The organism is Paracoccus pacificus (assembly GCF_042680785.1).
In the GTDB taxonomy this organism is placed as follows: Bacteria; Pseudomonadota; Alphaproteobacteria; order Rhodobacterales; family Rhodobacteraceae; genus Paracoccus; species Paracoccus pacificus.
This window is the reverse complement of the sequence record NZ_JBHUEN010000008.1, coordinates 69,707-91,576: the sequence shown is the minus strand read 5'-3', so window position 1 is coordinate 91,576 and position 21,870 is coordinate 69,707. Positions and strand designations below refer to the sequence as shown.

The following is a 21,870-nucleotide window of genomic DNA, read 5'->3' as shown; positions in this document are numbered from 1 at the left end:
GCGCGAACAACTGCGACCAGAAGAAGGGGACTCTTTTGGAACCCGATAGCGGTTCTATCACAACGTCGCTCACCCAATACCGTTCGACTCATAGGCCCCGTAGCTCTTTGACGCCGCTTGCACGCACGTCGAGCGAGATGAGAGCAGCGTTGTTGCGAACACGCCCGCAGCACGGCGGCATGTCGTCACTTTTCTGCGTCAACTGGCTAAGGGCTTTCCGGGACCAGCCCGGGCCAATAGTGCCCGTCCGGAGTGGGGCGGGCGCCAAAGATGGCTTGCCCGACCCGCACGACGTCCGCGCCTTCCTCGATGGCGATCTCAAAGTCACCGGACATGCCCATGGACAGCCGCGATAGGCCACCATGAACTGAGACGGCTCGGTCCCTCAAGCTGCGCAACAACTGGAAACAGGTTCGCACCCGTTCAGCCTCGCCGCTCAGAATGGCAAGTGTCATCAGCCCTTGCGGCTTCAGCCGGGGATAATCCGGCAACCGCTCGACGAATGCCATCAGCTCATCCGGGTGCAATCCATATTTGCTTGCCTCTCCCGAGGTGTTCACCTGAACGAAGACGTCGAGATCGCGGCCCTCGGCATCCAGGCGGCGATTCAGTTCCTCTGCCAGACGGATGCTGTCGAGTGCATGGAACTCCGAAGCGAAGCGAACCAGATATTTCACCTTGTTGGTCTGGAGATGACCGATGATGCTCCAGCGGATGTTCAGATCAGCAAGGAGCGCCTGTTTGTCTCTGGCCTCCTGCAACTTGTTTTCTCCAAAGTCGCTGATGCCCGCCGCATATGCGAGGCGCAGGATATGGGCGGGAACCGTCTTGGTGACGGGCAGCAGGCGAACATCCTCCGGCTTGCGTCCGCGGCGAAAGCTCGCGGCCTCTATACGCGCCTTGACCGCCTGAAGGTTGGCGGCGAAGGCGCTGGAGGGATCGCCACCGAAGCGGGCGATGTCCTCCATGGAAAGTTCAACACCGTGCTGCGTCATTTTAAACGTCGTCCCCGCACCGTCATCGTCAGTAGGGGAGCGGGAAGCGCGCGACCAATTCATGCACCTGTCCGCTGATACGCGCGCGGTCGGCATCGAGCGTATCGGCGCGGACCGATTGCAACGTGTCAAGCATGAGGGTTCCGATCGTCCGGTATTCGTCGGGTCCGAAGCCGCGCGAGGTTCCCGCCGCGCTGCCGACACGGACGCCGGACGTCACCATCGGCTTTTCGGGGTCGTTTGGAATGGCGTTCTTGTTGAGCGTGATGCCGACCGATTCCAGCGCCTTTTCGGCAATATTGCCCGTGACGCCAAGCGGCCGAAGATCAACGACGGCGAGATGGCAGTCTGTCCCGCCCGAGGTAATCGCCAAACCGCCATCGGAAAGAGTCTGGGCGAGTATCTGACAATTCTCGACCACGCGGCGCGCATAGATCTTGAAGTCGGGTTGCAGCGCTTCGCCGAAAGCAACGGCCTTGGCGGCGATGATGTGCATGAGCGGGCCGCCCTGTAGGCCGGGGAATGTCGCCGAATTGATCTTCTTCGCAATCTCGGCATCATTGGTCAGGACGAAGCCGCCGCGTGGCCCACGCAAGGTCTTGTGGGTCGTCGAAGTCACAACATGAGCGAACGGGAATGGCGAGGGATACGCGTCGCCTGCCACCAGCCCGGCAAAATGCGCCATATCGACCATCAGGATTGCACCCACCTCATCGGCGATTTGCCGGAAGCGTGCGAAATCAAGCGTGCGCGGATAGGCTGATCCGCCGGCGATCAAAAGCTTCGGACGGTGCGTGCGCGCAGCCTCGGCCACCTCATCCATGTCGATGACATGGCTGTCCGGGCCGACCCCGTAGCTGACGGCGTTGAACCAGCGGCCTGATATGTTCACGGATGCCCCATGGGTGAGATGCCCGCCGGCCTTCAGGTCGAGGCCGAGAATCGTGTCTCCGGGTGAAAGCAGCGCGAGGAACACCGCCTGATTGGCCTGGCTGCCGGAATGGGGTTGCACGTTGGCAAAGTCGCAGCCGAAAAGCTGCTTCACGCGCTCGATGGCGAGGTCTTCAACCACATCCACATTCGCGCAGCCCCCATAATAGCGGCGATGCGGATAGCCTTCAGCATATTTGTTGGTGAGGATCGAGCCTTGCGCCTCCAGAACAGAAGGGCTGACGAAATTCTCGGAAGCGATCAATTCGATGGAATTGAGTTGGCGGTGCCGCTCGTCGGCAATCGCCGCAAATACCGCACTATCGGCGCTTGTGAGGCTTTCTTTTCGGATGCCACCGGCGCTGTTGGACTGACTTAGGTGCTGCACGGCCATTGCTTCCATCCCTGATCTCCTTGTCGCTAGGGCGCGTTTGTGCGCTGCCGCATCGACGCGACGCGGCGGGCTGTCAGCGCAGCCCTATCAGATCAGTGGTATGTTGCGCCCATCCATTTCCTGCATATGGTGCAGGCCAATTGTGTTTGGCGATTCTTGGAGGGAGCGGGTCTAGCTCGCCTAGTTGCGGATGGTCGAACGCAACACGTCAGCCAGCTTCTTCACGGCCATCTCCAGTTCCTCGGGGGTGTAGGCGGCAAACCCCATCAAAAATCCGGCCTTGGCATTTTCGGACGCGTGCAGACCCGACAGGCCGAACAGTTCGATCCCGACGCGACGGCCCGCATCAATCGCCGCACGTTCTGATAAGTCGCATGTCAGAATGCAGGGCATCTGCAAGCCGCCCATGGGGACGCGGGCCTCGACAAATTCAGAAAGGTGCTGCTCAACGAGGTTCGTCAATGCTTCAAGGCGTTCGGCATAGATGCCTCGCATAGTGCGGACATGCGCCCCGAAATGTCCGCCATCCATGAAGCGCGCCAAGGTCAATTGCGGAATTAGAGCAGTATGACCGTCGAGCAATGTGCGCGCCACGGTCATGGGTTTGACCAGTTGCGGCGGAAGCACGACGTAACCGATCCGCAAGCTCGGGAAGAGCGACTTGGTGAAAGTGCCGATATAGATTGTCCGGTCGTGAGGATCGAGGCCCTGAACGCACGCCGTTGGCTTGCCGTTGTAATGAAACTCGCTGTCGTAATCGTCTTCGAGAAGCCAGGCCTGATGCCGTGCGGCCCATTCGATCAGCGCCAGGCGGCGATCGAGCGCCAGCTTCGCCCCGGTCGGGAACTGATGGGAAGGCGTGAGGGAAACAGCCTTTGCCCCGCGCGGATCATCCATGATCTGCTCTACAACGATTCCCTGCCGGTCCACCCGCACAGGCACGCATTCCAGGCCTGCAGCATCAAAAGCCTTTCGCGCCCCATGATAGGCTGGGTCTTCAATAAATATCCGGTCGCCAGGATCGAGCAACATGCTGGCGCAAAGCATCATGGCTTGTTGCGAACTGGTCAGCACCAGCACGCGATCCGCCGTCGCGCGAGCGCCACGTTCAAGATTCACATAGTCCGCTATAGCCCGCCTGAGTGGTTCGGCCCCCTGGGGATCGCCATGAAGCAGCGCCTTGGTTCCATAGTCTTTCAAGACCTGCCGCTCCAACCGCTCCCACAGCTGGATTGGAAATGTGCGTGTCTCGGGTATGCCGTGCGTGAACGCTCTCGGGGTCAACATGGAGCGCACGCCACCGCCGTTGAACATCGCTGCCCCGCGTTTGCTCAGGTTCGGAGCCTGATTACGCAACAAGGCATCGCGTCTCGATCGTCGCTGTCCGGGAGCGAACTCGGTCATCTCAGCGACAAAGCTGCCGCTGCCGACACGTCGCTCGATAAACCCCTCAGCGTGAAGCTGAGTGTAGGCAGATTCAATCGTGTCCCGCGACACGCCCAGAGATGCTGCAAGCGCTCGCGAGGCGGGAAGCGGTTTACCGGCGCCGAGTGCGCCATCCAGAATCAACTGTCTGATCGCACGCTGTATCCGCGCATGAAGCGGCATAGCTGCATGGGAGGGATGCGCCAGCCACGCCTTCACGGATTCCAGTTGGGAGTGCTTAAACAATTGGTCTGATTCCATCCTGAGAAGTGGCGGGTGTTGTCAGTCCATTATACTGGTAGAACAATGGTCTGCAACGAATCGTCACCGTCTTGGAAAAATATTGAAGTGTCGCTTGAAGTAATCCTTGCTCTGCTGGCCGGCGCGGCGGCAGGCGGTTTCATCAACGGGCTGGCCGGCTTTGGCACAGCACTGCTCTCCCTCGGCATCTGGCTTCAGGTTATGCCGCCGTGGCAGGCGGTTTCCATCGCTGCTGCAATGTCTGTGGTTAGCGGCGTCCAAAGCATATGGTTCACCCGTAGGGAACTCCGGGGGAACGGGAGACTCTCTCGATTTCTACTACCTGCGATCCTCGGGCTGCCGATCGGCCTGGCGGTTCTCAGTTTTATAAGCGCAGCCGTGCTGAAGCTCGTGATCGCAGGCTTCATGCTCCTGTATGGCGCATTTTTTGTCCTCCGCCGATCATTGCCTCAAATCCAGCGTCCCCTGCCTGTTGCGGACTCGCTCGTCGGATTTCTCGGAGGCATCCTTGGAGGCGCTGCCTCTCTTTCTGGAGCGCTGCCGACGATGTGGTGCGCGTTGCAACCCTGGAGCAAGGGCGAAACCAGCGCGGTTCTTCGACCCTACAACGTCGTGATCCTTGGCATCGCCACCGTCCTTTTTGCCTGGCAGGGATACTATTCGAGCGACACGCTTATAATGATAGCCGTTGCGCTTCCGGCAACTCTCATCGCATCACAGATCGGCATTGCCGTTTTCCGTCGGCTAACTGACCATCAATTTCGTTGGCTCCTCATTTGGCTGATGTTCGCTTCCGGTGCTCTGCTGACATTGCGCGAACTCACCTGATCTCTAACTCACCGTCTTCTGACCGGCATCTTCTCAGCGTCATGCGCTAAGGGCGAATAGACGCCTCCCGACCCGCGCCGGTCGCAGGGCGATGACCATCCCCGACCATCCAGTCCGCTCAGCCTGCCAAGCGACCCGCAACTCAACAGATATCGGATGAATGCCGCCAATAAGAATGGCCTGCATCACTTGAGATAAATGGCAGGGCGCATCCTGCCATTGATGGGGTAGAGGTGAGGCTGTTCTTTGCCTCAGCGCCCGATCTCAAGAAAGTCGCCCGAAACATGCAGTCGAGTTCATCATCGTCCCCCATTCAACTGAAAGACCTTACACACCCCATAGTCGCGGGCCTGATTTCCGTCATCGTCAACTATGGCGGCACGTTTATTCTGGTCTTCCAAGCGGCGCGCGTTGCTGGTCTCAGTCCTGAACTCACCGCCTCGTGGGTCTGGTCCGTCTCAATCGGTGTCGGCCTGACGGGCATCATCCTGAGCTGGCGATACCGAGAACCGATCATCACCGCCTGGTCGACACCGGCAGCCGCGTTTCTGGTCACAGCCCTTGCGACGACATCCTACCCCGAAGCGATAGGGGCTTACATCATTTCAGCGGCCGCCTTCGTGGCCTTGGGTCTCTCAGGCTATTTCGAGAAAGTCATCCGACTTATTCCTCCCGGCATCGCTTCCGGGCTTCTTGCAGGCATTCTCCTGCAATTTGGCATCGGAGCCTTCGGCGGCGCGAGTGTCGATCCGGTTCTGGTCGGCCTGCTGATCGTGACCTATGTGCTGCTCAAGCGCTTTACAGCGCGCTACGCTGTCGTGGGCATTTTGCTGATCGGTCTTGTCTTCCTGCTGGTGCAGGATCGTGTCGATCTGACCGGGCTGCAACTCAAATTCGCTGCGCCCGTGTTCACGATGCCCGAATTCTCGCTGAACGCCCTGTTGAGTGTAGCGCTGCCGCTGTTCCTCATCACGCTCACCGGTCAATACATGCCGGGGATGCTGGTGTTGCGCAACGATGGGTTCAAGACGAGCGCCAACCCCATCGTCACCGTGACGGGTCTAGGGTCGCTGCTCATGGCGCCGTTCGGCTCGCATGCTTTCAACGTCGCAGCGATCACCGCAGCGATCGTTACGGGACGAGAAGCGCACGAAGATCCGTCCAAACGCTGGATCGGCGGGATCGCGGCAGGTGTGTTCTATGTGCTCGTCGGCATATTTGGCGTGACGCTTGCAGCCGTATTCATGGCATTCCCGGCGACCTTTATTACCACACTTGCCGGCTTGGCATTGCTCGGCACCATCGGCGGAAGTCTCGCTGGAGCCATGGCCGTTCCGGCCTCCCGCGAAGCGGCACTTATTACCTTTCTCGCATCTGCCGCGAACATCACCATGCTCGGCATAGGCGGTGCATTTTGGGGGCTTGTGATCGGCCTGTTCTCATATGCCGTTCTGAATGGTCGCCTGCCAAAGCGGCGCACCGAGCTTGCCCCGAGCGAGAGCGCAGCGGAGTAATGCCAATGGCGACGTCCATTATCTCGATCCAGAGCCAGGTCGTGCATGGGCACGTCGGCAATAGCGCCGCCGTTCTGCCTATGCAGGCACGAGGACTCAATGTCGCCGCAGTGCCGACGACGTTGCTATCCAACCACCCCGGCTTCGAGACGATGCGAGGACGGGTTCTGGAATCGGAACTCGTCGGAGATCTCCTACGCGGCGTAGAAGAGCGAGGCCTAATCGAGACAAGCCGATACATCGTTTCCGGCTACCTAGGTTCGCGGGCTAATGGCGAGGTCGTCGCGGCCTTCGTCAAGCGAGCCAGGCAAATCAACCCTGACATCACCTATATTTGTGACCCGGTAATGGGAGATTCTAATCTCGGCGTATTCGTCGCCGATCAAGTCATCGAATGTCTGCTAGACCATCTCGTGCCGCTCGCAGACATCCTGACCCCTAATCAATTTGAACTCGGCCTTATTGCTCGGAACTCGTCGTCGTCATGGAGCCAATTGGAACTTGGTGCGTCGCATGTCCGCGCATATCGAAACGCCAGCCTTATTGTAACGGGCTGCGCATTCACGGACACACCAAGAAATTCACTTGAGAATGTTGTTTTCGACGGGAAACAACCGGCTCGATTAATTTCCCCTCGACTGCCAATCGTGCCCGTTGGAACAGGAGACCTTTTCACGGGTCTTCTGACGGCCAACCTGGCAAATGGTCGGCCCTTGATGGAGGCTGCGAGCGACGCCGCAAAGGTTGTGCACGACGTCCTTCAAAGCACCATCGCATCGGGTGAGCACGAAATGCAGCTCGCTCAAAACATCGGCTTGCTGGCTTCCAATGTAGTTGACGTCGCATGAGGACGTTTTTCAGCAAAACGCTGGCGCTCGACCGCCACACTAGGCTTTCTTCCCTTTCTCGGCATCGTGTTTGCGCTGAAACCGCATCTCGGCAAATCCATAACGCCGAGGTCTAGGAATGCGGCGCCAGCGACGACATCGGCCAACAGACGCCCCGTTGTCAGTTTTCGGCGTGCGCATCCCGATGATCGCGCTGATCCAGACCTTGGCCGTTGCCGAGTATCTCAGCTTCCATCGCGCCGCACAGGCGCTCGGCACCAGCCAGTCGAGCGTCAGCGCCCGCATCAAGGCGCTGGAGGCAGACCTTGGCGTTGTGCTCTTCGACCGCAACACTCGCGGCGTCCGGCTGACTAGAGCCGGACACCGTTTTGTCGATCAGGTTCGCGATGCCTTAGGCATCATCGATCACGCGATCATGACAGCCGGGATGCAGGCACGCGGCGAGGACGGCGACCTTCGCATCGGGGTTCATGCTCTAACATCGGACTCCATCCTCGATCGTCTGTTCCGCCGGTTCTACGATGAGCATCCAGGTATCCGCCTGCACATAACCGAAAGCACAGCGCGCGAGGCGCAGCTCATGTTGCGTGATGGCCGGCTAGACCTCGCCTTCATGGCCTGCACTCATGAAATCCCTGACCTCCATTCCCGCGTCATCTGGCATGACCGCCTGATGGTGGCGCTATCGGTGAGGCACCCGTTGGCAGCCCAGCAAGATGTCGAATGGCGACAACTTGCAGAGGAGACATTCCTCGTCCGCCACGGCGGCACAGGCCCCCAGGTTCAGGGCCTGATCCTACTGCGCTCAGCCGGAAAATGGCTTATGCCGCCGCTGCAACGCGTCGACATCGGGCGCACGGCACTCTTGTCAATGATTGCATCCGGGCATGGCATTTCGCTTTTTGTCGAGGAAGGGACAGCAGGCAGAGCAGCGAATGTTATCTTTCTACCGATCAGCGACGAACCTGAAACTATCGCCTTTTCCGCAGTCTGGTCGCCACAAAACCGCGATCCCTCGCTGACTAAACTGCTGGCTTTAGCGTCGAAATTGAGCAGCCCACGGTCAAAACCTGATTCGCGGTAAACCATCCCGAACAGTGCCGCAATAGTGCCGCTGCAACCCATCCTATTTGCCGCCAATAGTATCCGGCGACCCTACCGCAACACTTTTACTGTTGCTGCATCCCTAATCGCCCATTCTCTGATCGGCTCCATCAATTTTTCTGATCGGAGTCACGATGCGCGGAGGTCGAATACTTTGGGGGCAAATAGCCGTCGTCTTCACCATTGTCATGATGATGACATGGGCCGCGACGCAGTGGGTGGCGTTCCGGCTCGGCTTTCAGCCCCAGCTCGGAAACCCCTGGTTCGATCTGGCCGGTTGGCCATTCTATCATCCGCCCGCCTTCTTCTGGTGGTGGTTCTCCTTCGACGCCTATGCACCCGCGATTTTCATGGAGGGTGCGGCCATCGCCACGTCGGGCGGTATCCTCGCCATTGCCGCCGCCATCCTCATGTCGATCATCCGGGCGCGCGAAGCTCGCGGCGTCGCCACTTACGGTTCTGCACGGTGGGCCGAGGACAAGGAAATCCGCAGCGCGGGACTACTCGGCCCCGACGGCGTCCTGCTCGGCCGATACTACCGGGACTATCTGCGCCACGACGGGCCGGAGCACGTCCTATGCTTCGCCCCCACGAGGTCTGGCAAGGGCGTCGGCCTTGTCGTGCCGACGCTGCTGACCTGGCCGGGAAGCTGCATAGTCCACGACATCAAGGGTGAGAACTGGACCCTGACAGCGGGCTTCCGTTCTCGGCACGGTCGCGTGCTGCTGTTCGATCCGACCAACGCCAAGTCCTCCGCCTATAATCCGTTGCTGGAGGTGCGGCAGGGCGAGTGGGAAGTCCGCGACGTGCAGAATATCGCGGACATATTGGTCGATCCCGAAGGCAGCCTCGATAAGCGCAACCATTGGGAAAAAACCAGCCACAGCCTGCTTGTCGGGGCGATCCTGCACGTCCTCTATGCCGAGAAGGACAAAACCCTGTCCGGCGTCGCCAACTTCCTGTCCGATCCTCGTCGCCCGGTTGAAGCAACCTTGCGTGCGATGATGGACACGCCGCATCTGGGCGAAGCTGGCGTTCATCCAGTCATCGCCTCGTCGGCGCGCGAACTGCTGAACAAGAGCGAGAACGAGCGGTCGGGCGTGCTGTCCACTGCCATGTCGTTTCTCGGCCTCTATCGCGATCCGGTCGTGGCGCGCGTCACAGACCGCTGCGACTGGCGGATTGCCGATCTGGTCGGCAGCCGCCGGCCGGTCACGCTCTACCTTGTCGTCCCGCCGTCCGACATCAACCGGACCAAACCGCTGATCCGGCTCATCCTCAACCAGATCGGCCGCAGGTTGACCGAGGAACTGACCCTTTCCGGCAAGCGGCATCGCCTGCTCATGATGCTGGACGAGTTTCCTGCATTGGGCAGGTTGGATTTTTTCGAGTCCGCGCTCGCCTTTATGGCTGGCTACGGCCTCAAATCCTTCCTCATCGCCCAATCGCTCAACCAGATCGAGCGCGCCTACGGGCCGAACAACAGCATCCTCGACAACTGCCATGTGCGCGTCGCCTTTGCGACCAACGACGAGCGCACCGCCAAGCGCGTGTCGGACTCGCTCGGCACCGCGACCGAAATGCGCGATTCCACCAACTATGCCGGCCATCGCCTCGCGCCCTGGCTCGGACATCTGATGGTCTCGCGGCAGGAGACTGCGCGGCCGCTGCTGACCCCCGGTGAGATCATGCAGCTTCCGCCCGCCGACGAGATCGTCATGGTGGCGGGCACGCCGCCGATCCGGGCGAAGAAGGCCCGCTATTTCGAGGACGCGCGATTGCAGGAGCGAATCCTGCCGCCACCCGAACTGCCATCCGTTCCAGCAACGAAGCCGGCAACCGACGACTGGACGAGCCGCGTCATCGTAGCGGCGGACCAGTCTGCTGCGCCCGCCGCCAGCGACGCGGAGGGCGATCCCGACAATGCGGGTATCCGCCGCGAACCGGAATTGCACGAGCATGAGGAAATCGTCCCGCCGCCGACATCGCCAGCCCAGGAGTTCGACATTCTGGACGACGAGCCGGATGTGGACGCCGCCAAGGCCCGCGCGCTGCGGTCGCGGATGCGGATGATCGCCCGGCAGGCGTCCATGAATCCTGATGATGGCATCGAGCTTTGAGGGGGAGCCAATGACGACCCGCACCCGCATGAATGTCTATTTCGACCCGGAACTGCTCAAACAGGTCGAGGCGCTGTCGCTGCGCCGGCAGGTCTCGAAGTCCGCCATCGTCGAGGCGGCCGTCGCATCCTTCCTGTCGGGCGACACGTCGGATCGGCTGGAAGCAGCCATGTCGCGCCGCCTCGACAAGATCGGCCGACAGATTGGCACGCTGGATGAAGATCTCGCCGTGCTCGGCGAGACGCTCTCTTTGTTCGTCCATCTCTGGCTAACGATGACCCCGCCGTTGCCGGACAGTGCCAAGCAATCCGCACGGATCAAGGGCAACGAGCGGTTCGAGGGCTTCATGCAGAACCTTGGCCGCAGGCTGGCGAGTGGAGACAGGTTCCTGAAGGAACTGTCGCGCGACATCGAGCTTTCCCACGAGCCCCCGGCAGGGGTGAATGAAGATGACCAGACAGACGGCATGTCCGCTTCCGGCGGTGGGCCTTAACGAAACAGACCTACAATCTCAGTTCTTCGTAAGCGCGGCGGTGCTCTCTGATGGAATGCATGTTGTCCTGGACCCAGAAGTTAAATACCTCAAGGGCACGCAAAGCTCCGATGCCCATGTCGGTCAGTTCATATTCGACACGCGGCGGCACTTCCGGGAAATAATAGCGGGTAACCAGCCCATCGCGCTCAAGGTTGCGGAGCGTAAGTGTCAGCATGCGCTGCGTGATGCCGTCCACCTCCTTTTTGATCGCTGAGAAGCGGAGCCGATGTTCCCCCGCGAGTGAAAGCCGCCAAAGGACAGGAATGGTCCACTTGTCGCTCAACAGTGCACAGACACCGTTTGCTGGAATGGGCGTGAACCCCCGGCTGTCCCCAGACCTTTGTGGGGCGTCGGCATGTATTTGTTTATCCAAGGGTATAATCCTTGTGCCTGATGCTGAAAAATGTGCCGTCTTCCGGCAGATTTATATTGGTATATATGGATAGCCCTTGTTCCATGCGAGGGTATCCAATGAACGATGACAAAAGACCCATTTTAGTTTTCGGTGCCACCGGGCGGCAGGGGGGATCGACCGCCACAGCCTTGCTGAAGGCAGGGTGGCCCGTTCGTGCGTTTGTATTGGACGCCGCCGCGCGCGTATCCTTGACGCTCCAGAATGCAGGCGCCGAGCTCTTTCAAGGCTCTTTCGAGGATAGGGATGCCATCCGCGCGGCCATGAAGGGTGCTCATGGTGTCTTCAGCGTGCTGCCGGGCGACCTCACTGCTGACGACGAAGTCCGTCATGGAGCCGCGATTGCGGATATCGCTGCCGAAACCGGTATCGAGCACTTCGTATATTCCTCAGGCGCCAGCGCCGGGGACGCGCTGACGGGCGTGCCACGCTTCGACGCCAAGCCCCGCATCGAGGCGCATGTCCGCAACCTCCCCATCACGACCACCATCATTCGCCCCATGATCTTTATGGAGATGCTGGTGCGGCCGGGTTTTGGCCTGGATCAGAGCCGGTTGGTGTCGCTGATCCGACGGGATCACGCGATCCACCTTACCGCCGTGGATGACATCGGCAAATTTGTGGCGGCCGTGTTCGCCGACAAGACCCGTTTCGGCGGCAAGACCATGAAGATTGCCAGCGACCGGGTAACCGGCCGCGAGCTTGAGACTGCCTTCACCGAAGCTGCTGGTCGTAAGATCACCTATGATCGCTTTCCCGATGATGTTCTCGCAGCAAATGCGGACCTGGCGCATATGGCAAAGAGCCTAGAAGACGGGCCGCTTTCGGAGAGGGTCGACCTCGATGTCATGCGGGAAATCAACCCGGACCTGCTCAGTCTGCGTTCCTGGCTCGCGAGCAGCGGGCGAGCAGCATTTAAGGAAGCTTTGGGGGCGACGGACCCATCGAATTGATTCCAGCCTCACCAACCTAAGAATCTGCTGCATGCGGCGGGTAGTCTGCCACGACGCCACCCGTCCTATTTACCGCCGATAGCCGCCGATGCCCGCACGCGCGTAAATACTTGTTGAATCGGCCCAATTTCAGGCTTTCTTAATCGACCCCATTGCGGGGTCCGTCTGTAGCGCCCCGCCTGAATTGGGGCCGAGATGACGACACATCACCATAAACCGGAGGCTATTGCGCGCGGCGCTCGGATGCTGCGCACAGCGCTTGGCGCATCCATTGCGCGGTTTCTCGAAGACCCGGCTGTCATCGAGGTGATGCTGAACCCCGACGGTCGCATCTGGATCGACCGGCTGTCCGAAGGGCTGGCCGATACGGGCGAAACACTATCGCCCGCCGATGGTGAACGCATCGTGAGACTGGTCGCGCATCATGTCGGTGCGGAAGTCCATGCCCGCGCCCCCCGCGTCTCCGCAGAACTGCCGGAAACCGGCGAACGGTTCGAGGGGCTTCTGCCTCCTGTCGTCGCCGCACCCGCCTTTGCCATCCGTAAACCCGCCGTGGCGGTGTTCACGCTCGACGACTATGTGGCGGCCGGAATCATGTCCGCCGATCAGGCCGTGACTCTCCGCGAAGCCGTCGCGTCCCACGCCAACATCCTTGTCGCGGGCGGCACGTCCACCGGAAAAACGACGCTCACCAACGCGCTGCTCGCCGAGGTGGCGAAGACGCAGGATCGCGTCGTCATCATCGAGGACACACGCGAACTGCAATGCGCCGCGCCCAATCTTGTGGCCATGCGGACCAAGGATGGCGTTGCCACGCTCTCCGATCTGGTGCGCTCCAGCCTTCGCTTGCGGCCCGATCGTATTCCCATCGGCGAGGTGCGCGGGTCCGAAGCCCTCGACCTGCTCAAAGCCTGGGGAACGGGACATCCCGGCGGCATCGGCACCATCCATGCCGGCTCCGGCATCGGCGCGCTGCGCCGCCTCGAACAGCTCATTCAGGAAGCCGTCATCACGGTCCCGCGCGCGCTGATCGCCGAGACCATCGACCTTGTTGCCGTCCTGTCCGGGCGCGGTTCCGCGCGCCGGCTGGCCGAACTCGCCCGCGTCGAAGGGCTGGGATCGGACGGCGACTACGCCATCACCCCCGCAACCAGCCCAAAAGGAGACCCATCATGATCCCCACACTTTCCCGCGCCTGCCGCTTCATGGCGACATCGGCGGCAGCCGCATCCATCAGCCTGATGCTGGCGCCCGCCGCACACGCATCCGGCTCGTCGATGCCCTGGGAAGCGCCCCTGCAATCCATCCTTCAGTCGATCGAGGGGCCGGTCGCCAAGATCATCGCGGTGATCGTGATTATCGCCACCGGCCTGACGCTGGCGTTCGGCGACAGTTCCGGCGGCTTCCGTCGCTTGATCCAGATCGTGTTCGGCCTCAGCATCGCGTTTGCGGCGTCGAGCTTCTTCCTGTCGTTCTTCTCGTTCGGCGGCGGGGCGCTCATCTGATGGCGGGCGGCCTCGAACAGCTCGACGCGGTGCCGGGATTCACTGTCCCGGTTCACAGGGCGCTGACCGAGCATATCCTACTCGGCGGCGCACCGCGCTCCATCGCGATCATGAATGGAACTCTGGCTGGGGCCGTGGGCCTCGGCCTCCGCCTCTGGCTGGTCGGCCTCGCCATCTGGGCCATCGGCCACTTCGCCGCCGTCTGGGCCGCGAAGCGCGATCCGCTCTTTGTCGAAGTGGGCCGCAGGCATCTGCGCATCCCCGGCCACCTGTCTGTGTGAGGGCGCGGCCATGATGAACCTTGCCGAATATCGCCGCACCGCAAGCCGCCTCGCGGATTTCCTGCCCTGGGCAGCACTTGTCGGCTCCGGCGTCGTGCTGAACAAGGACGGCAGTTTCCAGAGGACGGCGAAATTTCGCGGTCCCGACCTGGATTCTGCCGTTGCAGCCGAGCTGGTCGCAGTCGCCGGTCGGATCAACAACGCCGTGCGCCGTCTCGGATCGGGCTGGAGCATCTTCGTCGAGGCGCAACGCTCCGAAGCCGCGACCTATCCCGCGAGCCAATTTCCCGAAGCGGCCTCCGCGCTGCTCGACGCCGAGCGCAAGGCCGGTTTCGAGGAGGCAGGCGCGCATTTCGTGTCGGGTTACTTCCTGACCTTTCTCTGGCTGCCGCCCGCCGAGGACGCCGCCCGCGCGGAAACCTGGCTCTATGAGGGCCGCGAGCAATCGGGCGTGAACCCCCACGAATTACTGCGCAGTTTCATCGACCGCACCGACCGCGTGCTGGCGCTGCTCGACGGCTTCATGCCGGAATGCCGCTGGCTCGATGACGCCGGCACGCTGACCTATCTGCATTCGACCATCTCGACCAACCGCCATCGCGTTCGCGTGCCGGAGGTGCCGATGCACCTCGACGCGCTGCTCGCCGATCAGCCGCTGACTGGCGGGCTGGAGCCGCGCCTTGGCGACCAGCATCTGCGCGTCCTGACCATCATCGGTTTCCCGACCGCGACGACGCCCGGCCTGCTCGACGAAATGAACCGGCTGCCATTCCCCTATAGGTGGAGCACCCGCGCCATCCTCATGGACAAGACGGATGCGACCCGGCTGCTGACCAAGATCAGACGGCAGTGGTTCGCCAAGCGCAAGAGCATCGCTGCGATCCTGAAGGAAGTCATGACCAACGAGGCGAGTGCCTTGGTGGATACAGATGCGGCTAACAAGGCGCTCGACGCGGACATGGCGTTGCAGGAGCTTGGCGCCGATGTCGCCGGCATGGCCTATGTCACGGCCACCATCACCGTTTGGGATGCCGACCCGCGCATTGCCGACGAAAAACTGCGCCTCGCGGAAAAAATCATTCAGGGCCGTGACTTCACCGCGATGCCCGAAACCGTCAACGCCGTCGATGCCTGGCTCGGCTCGATCCCCGGACATACCTACGCGAATGTTCGCCAGCCGCCCATCTCGACGCTCAACCTTGCCCACATGATCCCGCTATCGGCCGTGTGGGCAGGGCCGGAACGGGACGAGCATTTCAGCGCGCCCCCGCTGTTCTTCGGTAAAACCGAAGGCTCGACCCCGTTCCGGTTTTCCCTTCACGTCGGCGATGTCGGCCACACCCTTGTCGTCGGCCCAACCGGCGCGGGCAAGTCCGTGCTGCTGGCCCTGATGGCCTTGCAGTTTCGCCGTTACGCCGATGCTCAGGTCTTTGCGTTCGACTTCGGCGGCTCGATCCGGGCCGCATCGCTTGCCATGGGCGGCGATTGGCATGACCTGGGCGGCGGACTGACTGACGGCGATGAGGCGTCCGTCTCGCTCCAGCCGCTCGCCCGCATTGAAGATGCCTACGAGCGCGCCTGGGCGGCCGACTGGATCGCCGCCATCCTTGGCCGCGAGGGTGTGCCCGTAACGCCCGAGACCAAGGAATATATCTGGACGGCGCTGACCTCGCTGGCGTCCGCCCCGGTTGGAGAACGCACCATCACCGGCCTGACGGTGCTGCTCCAATCCAATGATCTGAAACAGGCATTGCGGCCTTACTGCATTGGCGGGGCTTATGGCCGGCTGCTCGACGCGGAGACCGAACAACTCGGCTCAGCCGATGTGCAGGCGTTCGAGATCGAGGGACTGGTTGGAACCGGCGCGGCTCCGGCCGTGCTCGCCTATCTGTTCCATCGCATCGGCGACCGGCTCGACGGGCGGCCGACTTTGCTCATCATCGACGAGGGCTGGCTGGCGCTGGACGATGAAGGGTTCGCCAACCAACTCCGCGAATGGCTGAAGACGCTCAGGAAGAAGAATGCCAGCGTCATCTTTGCCACACAGAGCCTGTCCGACATTGATGGCAGCAACATCGCGCCGGCCATCATCGAAAGCTGCCCGACGCGGCTGCTGCTGCCGAATGAACGCGCGATCGAGCCACAGATCACCGCGATCTATCGTCGCTTCGGCCTCAATGACCGGCAGATCGAAATCCTCGCACGGGCCACGCCCAAGCGCGATTACTACTGCCAGTCGCGGCGCGGCAACCGGCTGTTCGAGCTTGGCCTGTCCGAAGTCGGTCTCGCTCTCTGCGCTGCCTCCTCCAAATCCGACCAGACCACCATCGAACGCATCGTCGCGGAACACGGCCACGACGGCTTCCTTGCCGCCTGGTTGCGCCTGCGCGGAATCGAATGGGCTGCCGACCTGATCCCCGAACTCACCAACCTCATCCCCCAGACCGAGAAGGAGTCTCAACCATGACCATTCACCGTTCCCGCTCGCGCGCAATCTTCATGGCCGTGACCATGCTGGCAGCGCCGCTCGCGCTGTCACCCGTGCTGACCACTCCGGCCCATGCGCAATTCGGCTTCGGCCGGATTGTCTATGATCCGAGCAACTACGCGCAGAATCTGCTCACCGCAGCCCGCACGCTGGAGCAGATCAACAACCAGATCACCTCGCTTCAGAACGAAGCGCAGATGCTTATCAATCAGGCGAAGAATCTGGCCAGCCTGCCGCATTCCTCGCTTCAGGCGTTGCAGCAGAACGTCCAGCGCACGCAGCAGCTCTTGAGCCAGGCCCAGAACATCGCCTTCGACGTGCAGAAGGTCGATCAGATCTTCCAGACCCAATATGGCAATGTCTCGCTGTCCGCGACCGATGGCCAGCTCGTCGCCGACGCGCGATCCCGCTGGCAGAACACGGTCGGCGGCTTGCAGGACGCCATGCGCGTGCAGGCCGGTGTCGTCGGCAATATCGATACCAACCGCACGCAGATGTCGGAGCTGGTCGGCCAGAGCCAGAACGCGACGGGCGCATTGCAGGCCACGCAGGCCGGCAATCAGCTTCTCGCCCTCCAGTCGCAGCAGCTTTCCGACCTGATCGCGCTGATGTCTGCCAATGGCCGGTCCGAGGCGCTCATCGAGGCGGAGCGTGCCACCGCCGCCGAACAGGGCCGCGTCCAGCGCGAGCGCTTCCTGACGCCGGGATCGGGCTACCAGCCCGGCAACGCGCAGATGTTCGGCAACGGCAACAACTGACCGGACAGGAGGGGCGTGACATGGACGGCAAGATGCTGGCCCGGTTGGGCGCGATCATATTCGTCGCCATCGCCATCACCGCCACGGTGATCGAGATGACCCGCAAGGACGAGCCGTCGCGCGGCAGGCCCGCGCCGGAGCTACAGCGTCCTGCCGATCCGTTGCGTCAGAGCCTGCGCGATTGTCAGCGTCTTGGCGAGGCTGCCGCGAGCGATCCCGATTGCCTCGCCACCTGGGCCGAGAACCGCGATCGGTTTCTCGGCCGGACGCCGGTGCCCGCCGCCCCGCATCAGAATGGGGGGCAGTGAACCATGGGCGGCACCGGCGTCATCGACAATTTCCTCGGCGTATTCACGTCCTACATCGACAGCGGGTTCGGCCTCCTCGGCGGCGAGGTCGGCTTCATCGCCACCACGCTGATCGTCATCGACGTGACGCTCGCCGCGCTGTTCTGGAGCTGGGGCGCCGATGACGACATCATCGCCCGCTTGGTCAAGAAAACCCTCTTCGTCGGCGCGTTCGCCTACATCATTTCCAACTGGAACAACCTGGCGAAGATCGTCTTCGAGAGCTTCGCCGGTCTCGGCCTGAAAGCCTCCGGCACCAGCTTTTCCGCCGCCGACCTGATGCGCCCCGGCAAGGTGGCGCAGACCGGCCTCGATGCGGGCCGTCCGTTGCTCGATTCCATCTCCGACCTGATGGGCTACTGGTCGTTCTTCGAGAACTTCATCCAGATCGCCTGCCTGCTGTTCGCCTGGGCGCTGGTGCTGCTTGCCTTCTTCATTCTGGCGATCCAGCTTTTCGTGACGCTGATCGAGTTCAAGCTGACCACCTTGGCGGGGTTCGTCCTGATCCCCTTCGGCCTGTTCGGCAAGACCGCCTTCATGGCCGAGCGCGTGCTCGGCAATGTCGTCTCGTCCGGCATCAAGGTGCTGGTGCTGGCCGTCATCATCGGTATCGGCTCGACGCTGTTTTCGCAGTTCACCGCGGGCTTCGGTGGTGCCACGCCGACCATTGATGATGCGATGGCGATCGTTCTTGCCGCGCTATCGCTGCTCGGCCTCGGCATCTTTGGTCCCGGCATTGCTTCCGGCCTCGTTTCGGGCGGCCCGCAGCTTGGCGCTGGCGCTGCCGTGGGAACCGGCCTCGCCGTTGGGGGAGCAGCCCTTGCCGCAGGCGGCGCGGCCGGTCTTGCCGTCAAGGGAGGTGCTGCCGCTCTGTCGGGTGGAGCCGCCGCCGTCCGGGGTGGGGCCGCTGCCGCAGGAGGCGCAGCAGCCTCCTACAGCATGGCCTCGCTCGGCCAGTCCGGTGCGGCAGGCGTAGCATCTGGCCTCGGTGGCGTTGCCCGCGCCGCCGGCTCCGCCGCCGCATCACCGCTGAAACGCGCCGCTTCCAAAGCGTCCGAAAGCGTCAAATCCAGCTTCTCCGATGGCGCCCGCGCCGCCTTTGGCGTGACGGGCGGCTCATCCACCGCAGGCACGGTCGGAGGGGCCAGCGCATCTCCCGCAGCCGCACCTTCCCCCGCTGGCAGTCCCCCGGCCTGGGCGCAGCGGATGCAGCGATCCCAGGCCGTGAACCACGGCGCCACCATGGCCGCCCACGCCGTGCGCTCCGGCGACAGCCACGGCGGCGGCTCCTCCATCAACCTTTCCGAAAGTGACCGATCATGAGCCTCTTCAAACGACCGGCAACCCATTACGGCAAATCGCCGGAACCCGAGACGCCCTATCAGAAGGCCGCGCAGGCATGGGACGAGCGCATCGGCTCGGCCCGCGTGCAGGCAAAAAACTGGCGGCTCATGGCCTTCGGCTCGCTGATCCTGTCTGCCGGCTTCGCGTCCGCCCTCGTCTGGCAGTCAGCGCGCGGGACCGTGGTGCCGTGGGTGGTGCAGGTCGATAATCTCGGACAGGCACAGACAGTTGCGCCCGCGAACGCCGACTATCGCCCGACTGACCCGCAGATTGCGTTCCATCTCGGCCGCTTCATCGAGCAGGTGCGCGCGATCCCGGCCGATGCGATCATTGTCCGTCAGAACTGGCTCAGGGCTTATGAGTGGACCACGGATCGCGGCGCGGCGGCCCTCAATGACTATGCCCGAAGCAACGACCCGTTCACCAAGGTTGGCCGGCAACAGGTCGCCGTTGAGGTGTCCAGCGTCATCCGCGCATCGAACGACAGCTTCCGCGTCGCCTGGACCGAGAGGCACTATGAGAACGGCCAGCTTTCCACGACCGAACGCTGGACCGCGATCCTGACCATCGTGATTCAGACGCCGCGCGACGCCGAGCGCCTGCGCGCTAATCCGCTCGGCATCTACGTCAACGCAATCTCATGGTCGCGGGAGATGAGCCAATGACCCCCACGACGTTCCACACAGCCGCGTTTCCGGCTTTCCGTAAACCCGCTTTCGCGGCTTTGCTGCTGTCGGCGACCATGCTCGCTGGCTGCGCCACGAACCGCACCCCGCAGTTCAGCTATGATGCCGATGTGCCGTCGCTGCCTGTCGTGCAGGCCACCGTCACCGATGACCGGCCCCGGCCTTTGCACACGCCGCCCGCATGGACCGTCGCGCGCGGCGGAACCGCTGCCGGAACGCCGGCGGGCCGTGTCGAGAACGCCAATGCTGCCGCCCGCGTCGAGCCGCGCCGCGAGGGTTACTATAACGCCATCCAGATTTATCCGTGGAGCGAAGGCGCGCTCTATCAGGTCTATGCCGCGCCGGGACAGATCACGACCATTGCGCTCGAACCCGGCGAGAGCCTGACCGGCGCGGGACCGATTGCGGCAGGCGACACCGCGCGCTGGATCATCGGCGATACGGAGAGCGGATCGGGCACGACACGCCGCGTCCATATCCTCGTCAAGCCGACGCGGCCGGACATCGCGACAAACCTTGTCGTGACGACAGACCGGCGCACCTACATGATCGAGCTGCGCGCCCGTGAGGCCCTCTACATGCCGTCCGTCGCCTGGGCCTATCCGGCACAACCGGCAGGCCAGCGCCAGACCGTTCCGGCAGCACCGATCATCCCGGCCGAGGCGGCGCGCAACTATCGCTATGGCTTGACCGGAGACAGTCCGCCGTGGCGGCCCATTTCCGTCTTCGACGATGGCCGTCGAGTCTATGTCGTCTTTCCGCGCGGCATCGTGCAGGGCGAGATGCCGCCGATCTTCGTCATCGGCTCCGATGGCGAGACCCAGATCGTCAACAGCCGCATCCACCAGAATATCCTGATCGTGGACCGCCTGTTCGGAGCAGCCGAACTGCGCCTTGGCAGCGGTGATCGTCAGCAGACGGTCAGGATCGTCCGCATCGAGCAACGGCAGGCTGCACAGCCGGCAAAGGCGACCGGAGAATCCCCGTCATGACCGAAGACACCACCCCTGTAGAAGCCGCAGCGGACACCACCGCACCAATGCGGCTGCGTGCCGAACCGCCGCGTGTCACCCGCCTGTCGCGCAAGATGCTGGCCGGTGTCGGAGCCGTCGCGCTGTTTGGGATCGGCGGGGCGCTGATCTATGCGCTTCAGACCCGTGACATGAGCGGCGGCGGCGAAGAACTTTACTCGACCGAGAACCGCCCCACGGCGGACGGACTGTCCGGCCTGCCGCGTGACTATACCGGCCCCGTCCTGGGACCGGCCTTGCCCGGCGATCTCGGCGGCCCGATCCTCGACGCGCAGAACCGGGGCCAACCCGTCACGCCGCCCGCCATGGCGACGCCCGCTCGTGATCCTGCCGAGGAGCGCCGTCTCGCCGAGGAAGAAGCTGCGCGTCTCAGCACCGTGTTCTTCCAGTCGGGGCAGCGATCAGCGACAACACCCGGCTCCAATATACCGAGCCTTGCTGACCTTGACCTTGGCGGTCAGCCCGCAACACAGGACCGACACACGGCATTTCTCAATGGCCCGGTGGACCGTCAGACCGTCGCCATGGATCGGATCATGGCGCCAGCATCGCCCTATATCCTTCAGGCAGGGGCCGTAATCCCGGCGGCCATGATTACCGGCATCCGTTCCGATCTGCCTGGCCAGATCACCGCGCAGGTCACAGAAAATGTCTATGACAGCCCGACCGGCGCGTTGCTGTTGATCCCGCAGGGGACGCGGATCATCGGCCAATATGATGCCGGTGTGCAGTTCGGGCAGCGCCGCGTGCTACTGGTCTGGAACAGCCTGATCCTCCCCAATGGCCGCTCCATCGTGCTGGAGCGCCAGCCCGGTGCTGACGCTTCCGGCTATGCCGGTCTGGAGGATGGGGTCGATTACCACTGGTGGGATCTGATGAAAGCCGCTGGCCTGTCCACGCTGCTCGGCATCGGTACGGAGCTGGCGACCGACGACGAAGATCGCCTGATCCGCGCCATCCGCGACGGGGCGCAGGACACCATCAATCAGGCCGGGCAGCAGATCGTCCAGCGCCAGTTGCAGGTCGCGCCCACGCTGACCATTCGACCGGGCTTCCCGGTGCGGGTGATTGTGACAAGGGATCTCGTACTCGAACCATACAGGAACTGACT

General features: G+C 62.4%; 21 protein-coding genes. 17 read left to right on the top strand and 4 right to left on the bottom strand.

Features of this window, described 5'->3' with window-relative positions; genetic code table 11:
* Window positions 1–206: 206 nt before the first annotated feature.
* The 3 genes from ACFSCT_RS03495 to pdxR all read right to left on the bottom strand — a co-directional run bounded on the left by ACFSCT_RS03495 (window position 207) and on the right by pdxR (window position 3,963).
* Window positions 207–1,058, bottom strand: a complete 852-nt coding sequence (locus ACFSCT_RS03495) for a YggS family pyridoxal phosphate-dependent enzyme (RefSeq protein WP_379140130.1) — start codon at window positions 1,056–1,058, stop codon at window positions 207–209.
* The gene (locus ACFSCT_RS03490) at window positions 1,024–2,328 is read right to left on the bottom strand and encodes a serine hydroxymethyltransferase (protein WP_379140129.1); all 1,305 of its coding nucleotides are present in this window, start codon (window positions 2,326–2,328) and stop codon (window positions 1,024–1,026) included. The genes ACFSCT_RS03495 and ACFSCT_RS03490 overlap by 35 nt, the downstream gene beginning before the upstream one ends.
* Before the next feature lie 171 nt (window positions 2,329–2,499).
* Window positions 2,500–3,963, bottom strand: a complete 1,464-nt coding sequence (pdxR, locus tag ACFSCT_RS03485) for a MocR-like pyridoxine biosynthesis transcription factor PdxR (RefSeq protein WP_379140127.1) — start codon at window positions 3,961–3,963, stop codon at window positions 2,500–2,502.
* A gap of 87 nt (window positions 3,964–4,050) precedes the next feature.
* On the opposite strand from pdxR, the gene ACFSCT_RS03480 reads away from it, so the two are divergent.
* The 6 genes from ACFSCT_RS03480 (at window position 4,051) to ACFSCT_RS03455 (ending at window position 10,912) form a co-directional block, all read left to right on the top strand.
* A complete protein-coding gene (locus tag ACFSCT_RS03480) occupies window positions 4,051–4,833 on the top strand; it encodes a sulfite exporter TauE/SafE family protein (RefSeq protein WP_379140125.1) in 783 nt (260 codons plus the stop codon).
* 233 nt (window positions 4,834–5,066) lie between these two features.
* Window positions 5,067–6,347 (top strand): benzoate/H(+) symporter BenE family transporter, encoded by a 1,281-nt coding sequence (locus ACFSCT_RS03475; protein WP_379140124.1) that lies wholly within the window; start codon window positions 5,067–5,069, stop codon window positions 6,345–6,347.
* Window positions 6,348–6,352: 5 nt separating this feature from the next.
* On the top strand, window positions 6,353–7,195 hold the full coding sequence (gene pdxY, locus ACFSCT_RS03470) for a pyridoxal kinase (protein WP_379140122.1): 843 nt from the start codon (window positions 6,353–6,355) through the stop codon (window positions 7,193–7,195).
* A 157-nt stretch (window positions 7,196–7,352) separates the two neighbouring features.
* Entirely contained in the window at window positions 7,353–8,279 is a 927-nt protein-coding gene (locus tag ACFSCT_RS03465; protein ID WP_379140121.1) for a LysR family transcriptional regulator, read from the top strand.
* Window positions 8,280–8,433: 154 nt separating this feature from the next.
* Entirely contained in the window at window positions 8,434–10,419 is a 1,986-nt protein-coding gene (locus ACFSCT_RS03460; RefSeq protein WP_379140119.1) for a conjugal transfer protein TraG, read from the top strand.
* 10 nt (window positions 10,420–10,429) lie between these two features.
* On the top strand, window positions 10,430–10,912 hold the full coding sequence (locus tag ACFSCT_RS03455; RefSeq protein WP_379140117.1) for a ribbon-helix-helix domain-containing protein: 483 nt from the start codon (window positions 10,430–10,432) through the stop codon (window positions 10,910–10,912).
* A gap of 10 nt (window positions 10,913–10,922) precedes the next feature.
* Here ACFSCT_RS03455 and ACFSCT_RS03450 read toward each other — a convergent pair whose 3' ends face one another.
* On the bottom strand, window positions 10,923–11,237 hold the full coding sequence (locus ACFSCT_RS03450; RefSeq protein WP_379140115.1) for a winged helix-turn-helix transcriptional regulator: 315 nt from the start codon (window positions 11,235–11,237) through the stop codon (window positions 10,923–10,925).
* Window positions 11,238–11,425: 188 nt separating this feature from the next.
* Here ACFSCT_RS03450 and ACFSCT_RS03445 point away from each other — a divergent pair, with 188 nt between their 5' ends.
* The 11 genes from ACFSCT_RS03445 (at window position 11,426) to ACFSCT_RS03395 (ending at window position 21,868) form a co-directional block, all read left to right on the top strand.
* Window positions 11,426–12,319, top strand: coding sequence for an NmrA/HSCARG family protein (locus tag ACFSCT_RS03445; RefSeq protein ID WP_379140113.1), 894 nt, complete (start codon window positions 11,426–11,428; stop codon window positions 12,317–12,319).
* Window positions 12,320–12,562: 243 nt separating this feature from the next.
* Entirely contained in the window at window positions 12,563–13,495 is a 933-nt protein-coding gene (trbB, locus tag ACFSCT_RS03440) for a P-type conjugative transfer ATPase TrbB (RefSeq protein WP_465263171.1), read from the top strand.
* On the top strand, window positions 13,492–13,824 hold the full coding sequence (locus ACFSCT_RS03435) for a TrbC/VirB2 family type IV secretion system protein (RefSeq protein ID WP_379140109.1): 333 nt from the start codon (window positions 13,492–13,494) through the stop codon (window positions 13,822–13,824). Before trbB ends, ACFSCT_RS03435 begins: the two co-directional genes overlap by 4 nt.
* Window positions 13,824–14,105, top strand: coding sequence for a VirB3 family type IV secretion system protein (locus ACFSCT_RS03430; RefSeq protein WP_094544663.1), 282 nt, complete (start codon window positions 13,824–13,826; stop codon window positions 14,103–14,105). The genes ACFSCT_RS03435 and ACFSCT_RS03430 overlap by 1 nt, the downstream gene beginning before the upstream one ends.
* A 10-nt stretch (window positions 14,106–14,115) precedes the next feature.
* Window positions 14,116–16,572 (top strand): conjugal transfer protein TrbE, encoded by a 2,457-nt coding sequence (gene trbE / locus ACFSCT_RS03425; RefSeq protein ID WP_379140107.1) that lies wholly within the window; start codon window positions 14,116–14,118, stop codon window positions 16,570–16,572.
* Window positions 16,569–17,351 (top strand): P-type conjugative transfer protein TrbJ, encoded by a 783-nt coding sequence (trbJ, locus tag ACFSCT_RS03420; protein WP_379140106.1) that lies wholly within the window; start codon window positions 16,569–16,571, stop codon window positions 17,349–17,351. Before trbE ends, trbJ begins: the two co-directional genes overlap by 4 nt.
* 20 nt (window positions 17,352–17,371) lie before the next feature.
* Entirely contained in the window at window positions 17,372–17,659 is a 288-nt protein-coding gene (gene trbK-alt, locus ACFSCT_RS03415; RefSeq protein WP_113667565.1) for a putative entry exclusion protein TrbK-alt, read from the top strand.
* Window positions 17,660–17,662: 3 nt separating this feature from the next.
* Complete coding sequence (trbL, locus tag ACFSCT_RS03410; protein WP_113667564.1) at window positions 17,663–19,021, top strand: P-type conjugative transfer protein TrbL; 1,359 nt, start codon at window positions 17,663–17,665, stop codon at window positions 19,019–19,021.
* Window positions 19,018–19,707, top strand: coding sequence for a conjugal transfer protein TrbF (gene trbF / locus ACFSCT_RS03405; protein WP_379140104.1), 690 nt, complete (start codon window positions 19,018–19,020; stop codon window positions 19,705–19,707). The genes trbL and trbF overlap by 4 nt, the downstream gene beginning before the upstream one ends.
* On the top strand, window positions 19,704–20,720 hold the full coding sequence (gene trbG, locus ACFSCT_RS03400; RefSeq protein ID WP_379140103.1) for a P-type conjugative transfer protein TrbG: 1,017 nt from the start codon (window positions 19,704–19,706) through the stop codon (window positions 20,718–20,720). The genes trbF and trbG overlap by 4 nt, the downstream gene beginning before the upstream one ends.
* Window positions 20,717–21,868, top strand: coding sequence for a TraB/TrbI/VirB10 family type IV secretion system protein (locus ACFSCT_RS03395; protein WP_379140102.1), 1,152 nt, complete (start codon window positions 20,717–20,719; stop codon window positions 21,866–21,868). Before trbG ends, ACFSCT_RS03395 begins: the two co-directional genes overlap by 4 nt.
* Window positions 21,869–21,870: the final 2 nt, after the last annotated feature.

Excerpts from the sequence above, each read along its gene's own strand:
- ACFSCT_RS03495 (WP_379140130.1), bottom strand. The coding sequence starts at position 1,058 with ATGAATTGGTCGCGCGCTTCCCGCTCCCCTACTGACGATGACGGTGCG.
- ACFSCT_RS03490 (WP_379140129.1), bottom strand. The coding sequence starts at position 2,328 with ATGGAAGCAATGGCCGTGCAGCACCTAAGTCAGTCCAACAGCGCCGGT.
- ACFSCT_RS03480 (WP_379140125.1), top strand. The coding sequence starts at position 4,051 with ATGGTCTGCAACGAATCGTCACCGTCTTGGAAAAATATTGAAGTGTCG.
- pdxY (WP_379140122.1), top strand. The coding sequence starts at position 6,353 with ATGGCGACGTCCATTATCTCGATCCAGAGCCAGGTCGTGCATGGGCAC.
- ACFSCT_RS03460 (WP_379140119.1), top strand. The coding sequence starts at position 8,434 with ATGCGCGGAGGTCGAATACTTTGGGGGCAAATAGCCGTCGTCTTCACC.
- ACFSCT_RS03455 (WP_379140117.1), top strand. The coding sequence starts at position 10,430 with ATGACGACCCGCACCCGCATGAATGTCTATTTCGACCCGGAACTGCTC.
- ACFSCT_RS03445 (WP_379140113.1), top strand. The coding sequence starts at position 11,426 with ATGAACGATGACAAAAGACCCATTTTAGTTTTCGGTGCCACCGGGCGG.
- trbB (WP_465263171.1), top strand. The coding sequence starts at position 12,563 with ATGCTGCGCACAGCGCTTGGCGCATCCATTGCGCGGTTTCTCGAAGAC.
- ACFSCT_RS03435 (WP_379140109.1), top strand. The coding sequence starts at position 13,492 with ATGATCCCCACACTTTCCCGCGCCTGCCGCTTCATGGCGACATCGGCG.
- ACFSCT_RS03430 (WP_094544663.1), top strand. The coding sequence starts at position 13,824 with ATGGCGGGCGGCCTCGAACAGCTCGACGCGGTGCCGGGATTCACTGTC.
- trbE (WP_379140107.1), top strand. The coding sequence starts at position 14,116 with ATGATGAACCTTGCCGAATATCGCCGCACCGCAAGCCGCCTCGCGGAT.
- trbJ (WP_379140106.1), top strand. The coding sequence starts at position 16,569 with ATGACCATTCACCGTTCCCGCTCGCGCGCAATCTTCATGGCCGTGACC.
- trbK-alt (WP_113667565.1), top strand. The coding sequence starts at position 17,372 with ATGGACGGCAAGATGCTGGCCCGGTTGGGCGCGATCATATTCGTCGCC.
- trbL (WP_113667564.1), top strand. The coding sequence starts at position 17,663 with ATGGGCGGCACCGGCGTCATCGACAATTTCCTCGGCGTATTCACGTCC.
- trbF (WP_379140104.1), top strand. The coding sequence starts at position 19,018 with ATGAGCCTCTTCAAACGACCGGCAACCCATTACGGCAAATCGCCGGAA.
- trbG (WP_379140103.1), top strand. The coding sequence starts at position 19,704 with ATGACCCCCACGACGTTCCACACAGCCGCGTTTCCGGCTTTCCGTAAA.
- ACFSCT_RS03395 (WP_379140102.1), top strand. The coding sequence starts at position 20,717 with ATGACCGAAGACACCACCCCTGTAGAAGCCGCAGCGGACACCACCGCA.